Source organism: Marinobacter flavimaris, from assembly GCF_045057155.1.
GTDB classification, from domain to species: domain Bacteria; phylum Pseudomonadota; class Gammaproteobacteria; order Pseudomonadales; family Oleiphilaceae; genus Marinobacter; species Marinobacter manganoxydans.
Map to the genome: position 1 here is coordinate 2,804,442 of NZ_CP171359.1, position 13,924 is coordinate 2,818,365.

The 13,924-nt window shown below is 58.1% G+C and carries 12 protein-coding genes; 7 read left to right on the forward strand and 5 right to left on the reverse strand.

Annotation, left to right across the window (positions count from 1 at the left end; all coding sequences use genetic code 11):
- Positions 1-21: 21 nt before the first annotated feature.
- The 3 genes from ACGK9W_RS13285 to dctP all read right to left on the reverse strand — a co-directional run bounded on the left by ACGK9W_RS13285 (position 22) and on the right by dctP (position 3,402).
- Positions 22-1,554: a TRAP transporter large permease subunit gene (locus tag ACGK9W_RS13285; RefSeq protein WP_008169280.1), complete on the reverse strand. Its 1,533-nt coding sequence runs from the start codon at positions 1,552-1,554 to the stop codon at positions 22-24.
- Positions 1,551-2,255 (reverse strand): TRAP transporter small permease subunit, encoded by a 705-nt coding sequence (locus ACGK9W_RS13290; RefSeq protein WP_008169278.1) that lies wholly within the window; start codon positions 2,253-2,255, stop codon positions 1,551-1,553. Before ACGK9W_RS13290 ends, ACGK9W_RS13285 begins: the two co-directional genes overlap by 4 nt.
- Before the next feature lie 100 nt (positions 2,256-2,355).
- Positions 2,356-3,402, reverse strand: a complete 1,047-nt coding sequence (gene dctP, locus ACGK9W_RS13295) for a TRAP transporter substrate-binding protein DctP (protein WP_008169277.1) — start codon at positions 3,400-3,402, stop codon at positions 2,356-2,358.
- 344 nt (positions 3,403-3,746) lie between these two features.
- On the opposite strand from dctP, the gene ACGK9W_RS13300 reads away from it, so the two are divergent.
- The 6 genes from ACGK9W_RS13300 (at position 3,747) to astE (ending at position 8,980) form a co-directional block, all read left to right on the forward strand.
- Positions 3,747-4,505 (forward strand): FCD domain-containing protein, encoded by a 759-nt coding sequence (locus ACGK9W_RS13300; RefSeq protein WP_008169272.1) that lies wholly within the window; start codon positions 3,747-3,749, stop codon positions 4,503-4,505.
- A gap of 154 nt (positions 4,506-4,659) precedes the next feature.
- On the forward strand, positions 4,660-5,430 hold the full coding sequence (locus tag ACGK9W_RS13305) for an ABC transporter ATP-binding protein (protein ID WP_104270738.1): 771 nt from the start codon (positions 4,660-4,662) through the stop codon (positions 5,428-5,430).
- Between the two features lie 99 nt (positions 5,431-5,529).
- Positions 5,530-6,282, forward strand: coding sequence for a transporter substrate-binding domain-containing protein (locus ACGK9W_RS13310; RefSeq protein WP_053113018.1), 753 nt, complete (start codon positions 5,530-5,532; stop codon positions 6,280-6,282).
- A 51-nt stretch (positions 6,283-6,333) separates the two neighbouring features.
- On the forward strand, positions 6,334-7,038 hold the full coding sequence (locus tag ACGK9W_RS13315) for an ABC transporter permease (protein WP_053113019.1): 705 nt from the start codon (positions 6,334-6,336) through the stop codon (positions 7,036-7,038).
- Positions 7,039-7,041: 3 nt separating this feature from the next.
- A complete protein-coding gene (locus tag ACGK9W_RS13320) occupies positions 7,042-7,764 on the forward strand; it encodes an ABC transporter permease (protein WP_008169264.1) in 723 nt (240 codons plus the stop codon).
- 160 nt (positions 7,765-7,924) lie between these two features.
- A complete protein-coding gene (gene astE / locus ACGK9W_RS13325; protein ID WP_053113020.1) occupies positions 7,925-8,980 on the forward strand; it encodes a succinylglutamate desuccinylase in 1,056 nt (351 codons plus the stop codon).
- A gap of 16 nt (positions 8,981-8,996) precedes the next feature.
- Here the strand turns inward: astE and ACGK9W_RS13330 are convergent, their stop codons facing one another.
- Entirely contained in the window at positions 8,997-12,023 is a 3,027-nt protein-coding gene (locus tag ACGK9W_RS13330; RefSeq protein WP_092033303.1) for an efflux RND transporter permease subunit, read from the reverse strand.
- Positions 12,023-13,102 carry an efflux RND transporter periplasmic adaptor subunit gene (locus ACGK9W_RS13335; protein WP_405417138.1) on the reverse strand — a complete coding sequence of 360 codons (1,080 nt, stop codon included), beginning with the start codon at positions 13,100-13,102 and terminating at the stop codon, positions 12,023-12,025. The genes ACGK9W_RS13330 and ACGK9W_RS13335 overlap by 1 nt, the downstream gene beginning before the upstream one ends.
- Positions 13,103-13,268: 166 nt before the next feature.
- Between ACGK9W_RS13335 and ACGK9W_RS13340 the strand changes: the two genes are divergently transcribed.
- The gene (locus tag ACGK9W_RS13340; protein WP_008169253.1) at positions 13,269-13,904 is read left to right on the forward strand and encodes a TetR/AcrR family transcriptional regulator; all 636 of its coding nucleotides are present in this window, start codon (positions 13,269-13,271) and stop codon (positions 13,902-13,904) included.
- Positions 13,905-13,924 lie beyond the last annotated feature (20 nt).

The following is a 13,924-nucleotide window of genomic DNA, read 5'->3' on the forward strand; positions in this document are numbered from 1 at the left end:
AAGCTTTACTCCTTGATTTGATTAACCGTAAACCAGCCCTGGCAGCCAGGTTACGATGCCGGGGATCAGGACACACATGAACAGTCCGAACGCCTGAATCGCCAGGAACACCAGGGAAGACTTGAAGATGGTACCCATGGAGATTTCCGGAGGACAAACGCCGCGGATGTAAAACAGTGCGTAACCAAACGGCGGACTCAGGAAAGACATCTGCATGTTCACCAGGTACAACACACCGAACCAGAGCACCACGTCGTCACCGGCTACCGGCGGGAAGCCGAACAAGCCAGGGAATTCCAGCGCCTTCACAATCGGAATGAAGATGGGCACTGCCAGCAGCAGGATACCAACCCAGTCAAGGAACATACCCAGAACCACCAGCAAGACCATCAGCAGGAGCAGGATCCCGTACGCCGACATGCCGGTTCCAAGTATGGCGTCGGTGACAAACTGCTGACCACCCTGGAGGATGTAGAAACCGACGAATACCGATGCACCGAACATGATCCACAGAACCATGGCAGACGCCTTGGCCGTGGTCACGGAGGCTTCGCGAAGGCCGGCAATCGAGAACTTCTTGTGCATCATCGCAACGATAATGGCACCGAACGAACCGATACCAGCCGCTTCAACCGGCGTGGCAATACCACCGAAAAGCAGGCCCAGAACCAGACCAACCAGTGCAAGGGGTGCAATCAGGTTGCCCAGAAGCTTGAGCTTTTCTTTCAGACTGATCCGGTCTTCCACCGGAATGGGCGGGCCCAGCTTCGGATTCAGCCAGCTGCGCACCAGAACATAAGTCAGGTACAGACCGGAGAGCATCAGACCGGGCAACAGAGAGCCCAGATAAAGCTCGCCCACAGACTGCTGTGCAACAACGGCATACAGAATGGCCAGAATCGAAGGCGGAATGAGGATACCCAGGGTTCCACCCGCCATGATGGAGCCGATGGCAATCTTGTGGTCGTAATGACGTTTCAACATGGCCGGCAGTGCGATAATGCCCATGGTGACAACGGCGGCACCGATAACACCGACCATCGCAGCCAGAATCGTAGAGGCGACAATGGTTGCAGCAGCAAGGCCGCCACTGATGCCGCCCATCCACTTGTAAACCACGCTGAACATTTCTTCGATCAGGCCCGCGCGTTCAAGCATCGACGCCATGAAGATGAACAGAGGGATCGCAGCAATGTCGGGGTTTGCCATCAACGGGAAGATCCGGCCGGGGACAATGTTCAACATCATGGCGTCACCCACCAGGTAGATGAACATGACACCAAGACCACCGGTCACGAAAGCAAGCGGCAGCCCCATCATCAGGGCGACAGCCAGAGATCCAAACATCAGGTAGGTCAACGGCCCGATTTCGACGCCGGACAAGCTACCCGAGAGCTTGAAGAGGAATTTGTCATCACTCCATGGGTCATAAAAGAGAATGTTGATCAGTTCAACACAGATGACAAACGCCAGACCCACGGTGGCGATGATCATTAACCATGTACCCAGTTTTCCGGCCATGCCGCTGCTGGGCGCTGCAGTTGTTGTACTCATGATGTGCGCTCCTGACCGAGACGGATGAACAGTACGATGTCTTTAAGCAGCTTCGAAAAGCCGGCGAGCAGCAACAGGATTGCGCCCACAAACATCACGCCTTTCACGGGGTAATACTGGATACCCCAGGTCTCGACAGTGGTCTCTTGCATCATCAGGGAGTCCTGGAAGAAGGTCCAGGATGTGGTGGCCAGAACGGCTGCAAATATGAAGAAGAACATGGAGGTGAAAATATCCATGCCCACGCGCCCGCGAACCGGCAGGAAGTTGTAGACGACGTCTACCCGAACGTGCGCTCCGTGCAACAGCGCAAAGGCACCGGCAAGGATGTACTGCATACCGAAGATCAGGAAGCTGGCCTCATGCACCCAGATCGTTGGCATGTTAAAGATGTATCGCATCACCACTTCAAAGAAATAGAAAAGCACGGCGTTGATGGTCCAGAACGCAACGAAAAGACCTGACTTCTCGCACATCCAGTCAACGATTTTCGTAAACCAGTTACCCTCGTACTCAAAGTGAGCAAGAGGATCATCTTCTTCAGACTGCAGCTCGGAAACCGTTTTCTCGGGCTCGGCGTCATCTCCGCCGTGCTTACTGCTCCACTTATCCCAAGCCATCATGAGCAATGGCATTACCGCAAGCCAGCCCCAGTAGAACCAGTGCGGCAAAACAAAGCCAAAGGAACTCAGATCAGACATGTTGTTACCACCCAGATCAAAGAGCGAGGAAGGGAGGGCTAATCCTTAGTCGGCTAACCCTGCCTTCCTCGTGTGTCGTTTTTTATTTGAGCTTTGGAACTCAGAAGCCCTTGATGTCTTCTTCGGTTATGTAGCCAACCGTGTCGTTCATCATGTACTTCAGCTGGATATCCAGGATGGCGCGCGCGTCATCATTCTTGTTGGCCCAGTTGAACCAGATGGGGATCGCAGCTTTACGCCAGGTTTCCAGATCTTCCTGGCTCAGGCGGGTAACCGTGTCGCCATCCGCCTTGAACTTCTCCATCGCCTCGATGTTGCGCGCCTGGATGGCCAGGTAGTGCTTCTGGGAGTAGATCCGAACCTCGTCCTCAACCAGCTGCTGAAGCTCAGGCGAGATAGAGTTCCAGGCACGCAGACTGACGGTCAGATCCATCAGGTCCACCGGCTGGTAGATAGACATCACGCCGGGAGGTCCAAAGATGATGTAGTCAGTAACCTGGGAGAAGCCCAGCTCGTAGTTGACCGCAGGACCTACAAAGTCCGCCGCGTCAATGGTGCCTTTTTCGAGAGCCGGGAAAATATCCGAGCCCGGCAGACTGACCGTGGACACGCCAAACTGCTGGAAAACCTCGGCAACCATGCCTCCGGGTACGCGGATCTTCATACCTTTCAGGTCGTCAAGACTGTTTACCGGCTGCTTGGAATGGATGATGTTGGCATCGTGCTGGATCGGGCCAACGTAGAACAGGCCGAACTTCTTGTAGATTTCCCGGGTCTTCTCGAGCATACCCATGGAGTAGAACATGGTGTCCCACTGATGGGGCTGATCCGGACCCGCTGGGTAGGAAGACAGGAACACAGAGGCAGGGATCTTGCCCGCCCAGTACAGGGTGAACGGGTTCATACCCTGCAGCACGCCGTTACGAACAGCGTCAAACAGCGCGTTGTTGTCGGCAGCAACCGCCTTGGCCGGGAAGCACTGGAACTTGAGCTCTCCGCCGGACTTGGCCTCAATACTCTTACACCACTCCTCGAAGAGCGTGTAGCCCACCGTACCCGCGTCCCAGGTCGACTGGATTTTCCACGTGGTAGCAGCTTGGACCTGACCTGCGCCCATGAGCATTGCGCCTGCCAGAGTGGCGCCCATGGCGATTGTCTTGAGGAAACTTCTGCGAGGTGGGGTCTCGCCAGTGTCACAGCTATTTCGGATGTTATTCTTCGAATTCATCGAAACGTCTCCGTTGGCTTTGTTTTTATCAGCGTCTATGGCAACGCCGGCGCAGGCCGACATTAGAATGATATTCGTAGCCAATCCGGGTTTAGTCCAGTTCGGTGAGCACTGGTCTGACCAGTTTTTGAAGTATTAAAAATGGACGAAATACTCTGAATCGGCCATATTTAACGGGCTCGGACGCACATCAGCTGAGAACGGAAACACCTACAATCAGAAGCATTCACTGGTCAGACCAGAGAGCATAAACAGGCCCCCAAATGGCAATCTCCCAGGAAATCTCATATCGGCTGGAACGCCTTATTCTCGACGGCGGGCTGGCTCCGGAGCAGAAGATACCGTCCGAGCGCCAACTGGCGACCCGGCTGGGTGTTTCCCGCGCAGTGATCCGGGAAGCCCTGCATGAGCTTCAGGGCCGCGGCGTTATTGAGACCCGCCACGGCAAGGGGTCGTTTGTGGCCAGCATGGTGCCCGGCGCGAGCGAGCTGGGAGAACAGAGTCCGCTGATGCATCTTTTCGAGGGACATCCCCGCACACTTTTCGACCTTCTGGAAGTACGCGAACAACTGGAAGGCCAGGCCGCCTATCTCGCTGCCCTGCGGGCAACCCGCCTCGACCGGCATCGCATCACGAAGGCGTTCCGGGCGCTTGAGGATACCGACCCGCTTCGTAACGCCCGTCTCGACCATGGTTTCCATCTTGCGATTGTCGAGGCATCCCATAATCCGGTACTGGTGCATGTGCTCAACAGCCTGAAAAACATGATGTTGTTGACCGTTCAGGCCTCGGTTGCCAACCTGAACCCGAGAGAAGAAATGCGGAAGAAAATCGTCCGCCAGCACCGGCAGCTGTATGAGGCCGTCATCGCTGGCAAGCCGGCCAACGCCCAGAAGGTGGCGATGGCCCACGTACGGTTTGTCAGTGAGGCCATGAGAGACATGGAGAAAGACGGAGGCAAACTGATCAGGCTGCCCATTGAACAGGACAAAGCGAATGATCATTTGCGGGCAGAAGCCTAGCATGGCAAAAAGCTTGCATTGAACAATCATTCGACCACAATGTCATGCAGCGAACGGCGGTGAAATTCGGCAAAACGCTCTCTTTAAGGGATTGATTTCCGTATCCACAGTCCGTAAAACATGCGCCTTTGAATTACAGCCTCAGGAGTCACCCATGGCGGACCAAGCGCCTTTGATCTGCAGGGACATTCACAAGACCTTTGATAAGCTTGAAGTACTCAAGGGTATTTCACTGGAGACCCGCAAAGGCGACGTGGTTTCCCTGATCGGCAGCTCCGGCTCCGGCAAGAGCACCCTCCTGCGTTGTATAAACCTGCTGGAAACCCCCACTTCCGGCGACATTATCGTGCACGGCGACCCAATAAAGTTCACGACCAACCGCAGGGGCGAACGCATTCCCGCGGATAACAAGCAGGTTGAGCTGATCCGCGCCAAACTTTCCATGGTGTTCCAAAGCTTCAATCTCTGGTCTCACATGACGGTGCTGGAGAACATCGTTGAAGCGCCGATCCACGTGCTCAAGGTTCCCAAGAAGGAAGCCATCGAGCGCGCGGAAGCCTATCTGAACAAGGTGGGCATCTACGAGCGCAAGGACTACTACCCGGCCCAGATGTCCGGTGGCCAGCAGCAGCGGGCGGCTATTGCCCGGGCCCTGGCCATGGAACCGGAAGTCATGCTGTTTGACGAACCCACGTCGGCGCTGGACCCTGAGCTGGTGGGGGAAGTACTGAAGGTTATGCAAAGCCTGGCCGAGGAAGGCCGCACCATGATCGTGGTTACCCACGAAATGGCGTTCGCAAGGGATGTGTCGAGTCAGGTCCTGTTTTTGCATCAGGGCGTGATCGAGGAACAGGGTACCCCCGAAAAAGTGTTTGATCACCCGGATTCGGAACGCATGAAGCAGTTCCTGACTCCCAACTTCTGACACTCGGTGCTATCTTGAACCGGTGAAAAATAAAATGCTGGAACCAAAAACTTCCATCAAAAATAAAGCCCAAAAGGCAAACCACTGGAGAAGTGACACATGAAAAAAATGATTTTTGCAGCAAGCTGCGCCCTCGCCCTGATTGCTGGTGGCGCACAGGCCCAGGAACGGGATCTGCGTATCGCCTTCGACGTGCCCTACGAGCCGTTTGAGTACAAAGACGAAAATGGCGAACTGACCGGTTTCGAAGTGGAACTGGCCGAAGCCATGTGCGAAGAAATGAACGCCAACTGCGAATTCGTGATCCAGGCATGGGACGGCATGATCCCGGGCCTGCTGGCACGTAAATTCGATCTGATCATGTCGTCCATGTCCATCACGCCGGAGCGCGCAGAGCGGGTTCTGTTCTCCGAGCCGTATTACAACACCCCGGGTGGCTGGTTCGGCCCTGAGAGCTTCAACAGCGACGTCACCGACATGGATGCGATGGAAGGCAAGACCGTCGGCGTTCAGCGCGGCACCACCATGGACACCTACGTCACCGAAAACATGGGTGGCATTGTCAACATCAAGCGTTACACCACCGCCGATGACATGGTTCTGGACCTCGAAGGCCAGCGTCTGGACGTTGTGTTCGTAGACTATCCGGTTGGCGAGCAGACCGTCCTCACCAAGGAAGGCTTCAAGGAAGTCGGTGAGCCGGTCAAGCTGGGTCAGGGCGTGGGTGTTGCCATGCGCCAGCGCGATACCGAGCTTGCCGAAGAAGTGAACGCTGCCCTTCGCACCCTGAAGGAAGATGGTACCTACGACACCATCATGCAGAAGTACTTCGCTTACGACATCAAGATGTAAATCTGCCGAGGGGTGGCCCGTTGGGGCCGCCCCTGCTTACCGGACTTTCCCATGCTTGATCTGAAAGGCTATGGCCCGGCCCTGATGGATGGGGCAATAGTCACCATTGAACTGGCCTTCCTGTCTCTTGCTCTCTCGGTTGCCCTGGGACTGATTGGCGCGTCTGCCAAACTGTCGCAAAGCCGGGTTGCCAAAGGTATCGCGACCACCTACACCACTCTGATTCGTGGCGTGCCCGATCTGGTCATGATGCTGTTGTTCTACTATGGCGGCCAGGTTGCAGTGAATATGCTCTCGGATTACATCTGGGAAACTTACGAGATCGACTTTTTCTTTCAGTTCGACCCGTTTATCTCCGGCGTTGTAACGATCGGGCTGATTTTCGGCGCCTATATGACCGAAACTTTCCGGGGCGCGTTCCTGGCTGTTGAAACCGGCCAGATTGAGGCTGCCCGGGCCTATGGTTTTACCCGTTTTCATACCTTCCGCAGAATCATGCTGCCGCAGATGCTGCGCCATGCCCTGCCCGGTCTGGGCAACAACTGGCAGGTTCTGCTGAAGACCACCGCCCTGGTTTCGATCATTGGCCTGACCGACATGGTTCGTGTGGCGGAGGAAGCCGCCAAGGCGGAGCGCATGCCGTTCCACTTTTTCATTCCGGTGGCATTTGTCTATCTGGCCCTTACGGCGGGGTCTGAGCTGTTCATCAAGTGGCTCGATAAACGGGCCAATGTCGGCGTGGTTCAGGGGGGTTAACGGATGCCTGATTTCATTGCCGAGTGGCTGAACCAGAACGAAATCTTTACCGCCATGACCATCATGGAATACTGGGATGGCATGGTGACCACCGTGCATCTGGTGTTTCTGTCCCTGGTTATCGGTTTGCTGGTGGCGGTTCCGCTGGCCATCCTCCGGACGGTTCGCAACCCCTTCGTCTCCGGCCCGGTGTGGCTTTACACCTATCTGTTCCGCGGCACACCATTGCTGATCCAGCTTTACATCATCTATTACGGGCTGGCCCAGATTGAGGGCATCCAGGAGACCTTCTGGTGGGAGATTTTCCGGGAGCCTTTCTACCCGGCACTGCTGGCTTTCACACTGAACACGGCGGCCTATACCACGGAGATTATCCGCGGTGCGATCATATCTACACCCAACGGTGAAATTGAAGCAGCCAAAGCCTATGGCATGAACTGGTTTATGCGGATGCGGCGGATTGTGCTGCCAAGTGCAGCGCGGCGGGCGGTGCAGGCCTACTCCAACGAGGTGATCTTCATGCTGCACGCCAGTGCGATTGCGAGTGTAGTAACCATTGTGGATCTGACGGGAGCAGCCCGTAATATTTACTCCCGGTTTTATGCGCCGTTTGATGCGTTTATCTTTGTGGCACTTTGCTATATGGCGCTCACGTTTATACTGGTTTTTGCTTTCCGCAAACTCGAAACTCATCTTCTGAAGCATCAGCGGCCGGTGAACGGCTGAGCCCGCGGAACATCATACTTCAGTGCCCGGGCAGGCAGGGTATTGCCTCCCGGGAAACGCTACGAGCACATCCATGTGCGCTTGACTGAAGCCATCCATGGCTTCAGACATTCCCGGGAGGCAATACCCTGCCCGCCCCCAAACCTGGTTCGGGGCTTCTATGTCGGCAAAACAAGATCTGTTCGGAACGAATTGTGACTGGCTTTCCCACGCCCTGGACAACCCAGCCGCATCACTCCCAGAAATCAAGACCTTTCTCCCCGACGGTACCCGAATCAGCCGCAAGGCCGTGGGTGTTCTGGACATTGTTCCCCCGGCTGGCCGAAGCAACCCGAATGCCGAGGCCATCATCGTTTCCGCAGGTGTTCACGGGAACGAAACAGCGCCCATTGAGGTTCTTAACGGACTGGTTTCCGAACTGATTGAGGGCGAATGGGAGCTGGCTTGCCCGGTCTTGCTGATTCTGGGTAATCCCCCCGCGATGGTCGCAGGGAAGCGCTTTCTGGAAGTGAACCTCAATCGGCTGTTCGATGGCGCGCATAGTCGGAACGAGTATGAGGGGCTGGCCGAGGCTGCGCGGGCGCAGGAGCTTGAGGAGGCTTGCCGGCAGTTTGCCATGGCCAATCCCCAGGCGCTCTATCACTACGACCTGCACACGGCCATTCGGCCGTCACACCGGGAGCGGTTTGCACTGTATCCGTTTGTTGAGGGCCGGACGGTTCCGGTCGACCAGCGTGATTTTCTGCTGGAGGCGGAGGTGGAGACGCTTCTGCTGCAGCACAAGGCGGGCACCACGTTTTCGTCGTTTTCCTCGTCGCTGTTGAAGGCCGAGAGTTTTACCATGGAGTTGGGTAAGGTTCGGCCGTTTGGTCAGAATGATCTGGGGCGCTTTTCCGGCATCCAGGATGCCTTGCGACGGCGGTTCCGGGGGCTACCCTCACCTGCGCCGCAGCCGCCGTTTGATCACCTGACGGTGTTCGAGGTGGTGCATGAGATTCTGAACACCGGGAAGAACTTCCGGTTCCACATTCCGGACGATGTCGCCAATTTCACCGAGTATCAGCCCGGCACAGTCATCTGGGAGGACGACGAGACCAGTTACCGGGTGGGGCATTCACCAGAGGCGATTGTGTTCCCCAATCCGGAGGTTCCGGTGGGCCATCGAGTCGGGCTGATGATCCGGCCAGAAACGGGGTCAGATGAAAGTTTCATCTGACCCTCGTTCCGGCTGATCAGGCCGGGGCGTTTTCGGGTTCCGGCACGCTGGCTTTGATCAACTGGGTGCAGACAGCCGGGATGACCAGCAGCGTGAGCACCGTTGAGGCCAGCAGGCCGGAGATGATGGCCCAGGCCATGGGTGGCCAGAGCGTGGAGCTTGAGAATGCCAATGGCAGCAGGCCGGCCACGGTGGTTGCTGTGGTCAGCAGGATCGGGCGGGTGCGCTGCTCTACCGCGTTGCGCATGGCGTCGCGGATGTCTCTTCCTTTCTCCAGTTCCCGATCCATCACGTCCAGCAGAACGATGGCGTTGTTCACCACGATTCCCACGAGGGCGATCACGCCAAGCAGAGACTGGAAACCGAAGGGTGAGCCGGACAGCACCAATCCGGGGAAAATACCGACGGTAGCCAGCGGCACCGTCAGAAGGATAATGCCGACCCGGCGGAAGGAGTTGAACTGCAGCAGCAGGAAGAACAGCAGCAAAAGCATCCCAATGGGGGCTGCGGTGAGCAATGCGGTATTGGCTTCACCGGAGCCCTCAGCATCGCCGCCCATGGCCATGCGGGTACCCGGCGGTAACGGGTTTCTCTCAAGCCCTGCGTAAAGGCCGTCCAGAGCCTGGCTGAAGCTGTAACCGGTTTCGAGATTAGCCGTGACGGTGTTCATTCTTACGCCATCACGCAGGTATCGAGCCGCCGGTTCCCAGGTGGTATCCACTGTCGCTACTGCTGAGAGCGGTACGGCGTCCCCCCGGTCGTTGTAGATATTCACTGACAGCAACCGTGAAAGCGACAGGGCCGTGCCCTCGCGGGAACGCAGCACCAAGGGGATGGGATCCTCTTCCTGGCGATAGCGCTCAGCCACCACACCAAAGCTCTGGCCATAGAGGCTCTGGGCCACATCGGCCCGGGTCAGGCCGTAGCGGGCCGCCGTGGCATCGTCGACGTTGATGGCAATACTCGGAACGCCAATATCCAGGTCATGGCGGACATCAACCGTGCCCTCAACGCCTCTCAGAATGCTGAAGATCCGCTCCACCGCTTCGATCCGGGCACCATCATTGGCATGGTAGACACGGATTTCCACCGGCGCAGCCCTGGGCGGCCCCTGCCCGAGGATACCCACGGTCACATCCAGTTCCGGCATCTGGTCTTTCACGTGCGCGCGAATCCAGCGGATCATGCCGGTAGTGTCTTCCAGTGTGGGTGTGGTAACCACCAGCCGTGCCCGGTTCGGTGCCTGGGGGGCGCGCTGCAGGTTGTAATAAAATGAAGGTCCGGTGAAGCCTAAGAACCGGTGGACCTTCAGGGCGTCCGGCTGTGAACGGATAATTCGCTCCAGACTTTCCGTGGCCTCAGCCGTGCGGGCCTGGTCGGTGCCTTCGGGCATGTAGACTTCGACAATCACCCTCGGGCGATCGGCATTCGGAAAGAACTGCTGGGCCATGAAGGGGGTCATCGCAAGGCTGATGCCCACAAGTATGGCGCCGGCGGTAATCAGCCGTCCGGGGTAACGGGATACCAGGCCACCCAGAAAACGGGCTACTCCGATCAATCGGTCCTGGCCCGCCTTGCGGCGGGGCTTCAGGAATCTGGCCGCCAGCAAGGGAACGGCGGAGATAGCCAACAGATAGCTGACGGACAGTGTCAGCATGATCATAACCGGCACGCCACGGGTGAAATCCGCAGCACCGCCCTTGGCCAGAAGCAGGGGTGCGAAGGCCGCCAGTGTCGTTCCCGTTGAGGCACCCAGCGGGCCGGCCAGCTCGCTGACGGCCTGGCGCAGGGCATCCAGCCGCCGCATGCCCTCATCCAGGTGCCCCTGGATGTTTTCGACGATCACGATGGCGTTGTCGATCAGGATGCCCAATGAGATCACCATGCCAATGACGGCGATCTGATGCAGCACGCCCCCACCGAGGTCATAGAGCCCGACACTGATCAGGGCAACCATGGGCAGAATGGACGCGACCAGCAGCCCCATACGAATGCCCATGCCGGTAAAGACCACCGCCACGATGATCAGCACTGAAAGCACCAGGCTCCAGGCCAGGTTATCGAGCCGTTCCTGCACCTTGTCCGGCTGGAAGAACATCTCCCGGATCTCGTAGGGTTCAAAGTCTCCGCGAATCTGCTCCATGCGTTCGCGCACCCGCTGACCAAAGCGGATCGCATCGGTGGTGCCCTCTTCCATAATGATGGAGACCAGCACCACCCGTTCGCCGTCGTACCAGGTTTCCGGCTGTCTGGGTTCTACTGGTCCACGCCAGACATCCGCTGCCGCGGCCAGGGGCACCTGGGAGCCATCCGGAAGTTCAATGGGCGTGGCGCGGATGGCGTCAATATCGGCAAACTCGCTGTTGGGAAGGACCGACAGGCGGCGGCCATTGACCACCACGAAGCCGCCGGGAATGGTCTGGTTTCGCCGCGCCAGCGTGTCCAGCACCCGCGCCGGTGAGATACCAAGCCGGAAGAGCGCGGCATCGTCCAGTGCCAGGGTAATCTGCTCGTCTGCATCGCCTTCCAGCTCAATCCGGGAAACCCCCGGCAAATCCGAGAGGTTCTGCTTCAACCGTTCAGCAACGTCGGATAGTTCCGTTACCGAGGGCGAGCCACCTACGGCCATGACGATGGCAGGAATATCGATTAGACGGTCATCAAGTACCATCCGGCCCACATCGTCCGGGAAGTCCTGCTTCGCGCGCTCCATGGCCTGGCGCACTCGGTCCCAGGCGGGGTCGGTGTCGTAGATGTCGTCATTCAGGCGCAGGCGCACGATGGCAACGCCGGTACGGGCGGTGGACTGGGTATAATCCACCTCCTCCACCTGCCGAAGTTCATCCACCAGGGGCCTGAGTACGAGCCGTTCAACGGCCTCGGCGCTGGCACCCGGATAGTTGATGCTGATCAGGCCGGCCCGGTAGGGAAACGACGGGTCTTCCTGGCGTGGCATGGTGCTGTAAGCCGCGATACCCAACAGGCAGAGCATGGTCACCACCATGCCCAGCAGACGCTGGCAGTTCAGAAGCCGGCGGGTCATCAGCGCACCTCCACGGCATCACCGTCCGCCAGCCGTGTCATGCCGGCATAAACCACCAGGTCACCCGGGGACAAATCGCCAGAGGTAACCACCACCCGCTCGCCCACGACCCGGTCGACTTCCACCGCAACACGGGAGGCCACATTATCCCGGACCCGGAACACACTGACGCCCTCGGCGTTGCGGATCACCGACAGCAGGGGCACTGTGATGGCAGATTCCCGAACAGGCGTGATGCCCACTTCTACCGGCTGGCCGGGCTCCAGGGTGTTTACCGGCAGGCTCACCAGAACCGGATGCAGCTCGCCGCGAATGGCGCTGGCCTGGGCAATCTCGACCACCGAACCGGATTGTGGCGGGCGGCTGCGGTCCTGGACGGACCAGACAGGCAAGGTTTGCTCCAGCTCGACATGATCCAGCAGATACGCCGGTACCCGCACCTCTACCTCACGGCCCTCGGGCGAGGAAAGCCGCATCACCGGCTGTCCGGCCGCCACGAATTCGTCCCGCTCCACCAGCAGGGCTTCAACCCGTCCGGAAAAGGGCGCCCGAAGTGTACTTTCCTCGAGCAGCTGGGTTGCCTCCGCCAGGGACGCCCGCGCCGTTGCGACGCTCGCCTCCAGGGAGTCCCGCCGAGCTGCGAGCTGCTCCAGCGTCTGTTCGGACACCACACCGCGCTCGTGCAATCGGCTGGAGCGCTCCCACTCCCGCTGAGCCTGCTGATACTGGGTTCTCAACTCTTCCAGGCGGGCCCTGGCAGAATCCCGGGCCGGCTCCAGGCCAGGATTGTAGACCCGGGCGAGCAGATCACCGGCCTGCACCTTCTGACCGAGCTCCACCGCCTGCTCCTTGAGGGTGCCACTGACCTGGAAGGTCAGTGTCGCTCGCTGGGTAGCACGAACAATTCCGGAAAACCGCAGCGGCATATCCTGGCTCTCGCCGTCGGAAACTTCAGACACACGCACTGAAACCTTCTGCTGCCCGGACTCCGGGGCTACGTCACTGGCTTTACAGCCCGACAGAAACAGTGAAAAAACCGCAAGAGAAACGATGGCAACGGGGATTCGAAGTGGTGTCATGACTCTTCCTTTCATCCTTGCTTGTGTAGTTGGCGGGGTCCTGTCCCTGGAGAAACCCGATGATTGATTTAGACATCATGTCATTCTTTGACATTTTGTCAATAATCGGGTTTGATTCGATTTCAGGTATCCTATGCGTGCTGTTGCCAACTTACCGGATGATTGAATGAGCGAACCGCTGAAAACCCGTCGCGAGCGTGAGAAACAGGCCCGTTACGACACCATCCTGGACGCCGCCGAACTGGTGTTCTCGGAAAAGGGCTACGAACGCACGTCCATGGACGACATCGCCCGTACCGCCAGCCTTAGCCGGGCCTTGCTGTACGTGTACTTCAAGGACAAGGCTGCGATACAGAGGGGCATTATGCTCAGGGCGGGCCATAGCCTGTTCCGTCGATTTGAAGAGGCAAGACAGACCGCGGATAACGGGCTGAGCCAGATCCGGGCGATGGGAGAATCCTATTATCGCTTCTATCTGGAGGAACCGGATTACTTCTCGGCTTTGACCAAGGCGTCCACCGCCATGGCAGAGGCAGACGAAAGTCAGGCAGAGGAAATGTTGTGCTCCAAATCAGACCTGATGGAGCTGATGGTGGGGGCCATCGAACTGGGGCTACGGGACGGCACCATGAACCGCGACCGGATCAACGACCCCGTTCAGACCGCACTGTACCTGCGCGGGGCCCTGCACGGGGTGATCCTGCTCTGCCAGTCGGAAATGGGCGAGGGTAACCCGGCGTTTCCGGCCGAGCAGCTGATCCGGCACACCATGGATATGCTGACGTCGTCGATTTCTGCCTGACAACTCGCAGCCCGGCAGGC

Coding starts and splice junctions, on each gene's coding strand:
- ACGK9W_RS13285 (WP_008169280.1), bottom strand. CDS start 1,554: ATGAGTACAACAACTGCAGCGCCCAGCAGCGGCATGGCCGGAAAACTG.
- ACGK9W_RS13330 (WP_092033303.1), bottom strand. CDS start 12,023: ATGACCCGCCGGCTTCTGAACTGCCAGCGTCTGCTGGGCATGGTGGTG.
- ACGK9W_RS13335 (WP_405417138.1), bottom strand. CDS start 13,102: ATGACACCACTTCGAATCCCCGTTGCCATCGTTTCTCTTGCGGTTTTT.
- ACGK9W_RS13320 (WP_008169264.1), top strand. CDS start 7,042: ATGCCTGATTTCATTGCCGAGTGGCTGAACCAGAACGAAATCTTTACC.
- dctP (WP_008169277.1), bottom strand. CDS start 3,402: ATGGGCGCCACTCTGGCAGGCGCAATGCTCATGGGCGCAGGTCAGGTC.
- ACGK9W_RS13300 (WP_008169272.1), top strand. CDS start 3,747: ATGGCAATCTCCCAGGAAATCTCATATCGGCTGGAACGCCTTATTCTC.
- ACGK9W_RS13340 (WP_008169253.1), top strand. CDS start 13,269: ATGAGCGAACCGCTGAAAACCCGTCGCGAGCGTGAGAAACAGGCCCGT.
- astE (WP_053113020.1), top strand. CDS start 7,925: ATGTCGGCAAAACAAGATCTGTTCGGAACGAATTGTGACTGGCTTTCC.
- ACGK9W_RS13305 (WP_104270738.1), top strand. CDS start 4,660: ATGGCGGACCAAGCGCCTTTGATCTGCAGGGACATTCACAAGACCTTT.
- ACGK9W_RS13315 (WP_053113019.1), top strand. CDS start 6,334: ATGCTTGATCTGAAAGGCTATGGCCCGGCCCTGATGGATGGGGCAATA.
- ACGK9W_RS13290 (WP_008169278.1), bottom strand. CDS start 2,255: ATGTCTGATCTGAGTTCCTTTGGCTTTGTTTTGCCGCACTGGTTCTAC.
- ACGK9W_RS13310 (WP_053113018.1), top strand. CDS start 5,530: ATGAAAAAAATGATTTTTGCAGCAAGCTGCGCCCTCGCCCTGATTGCT.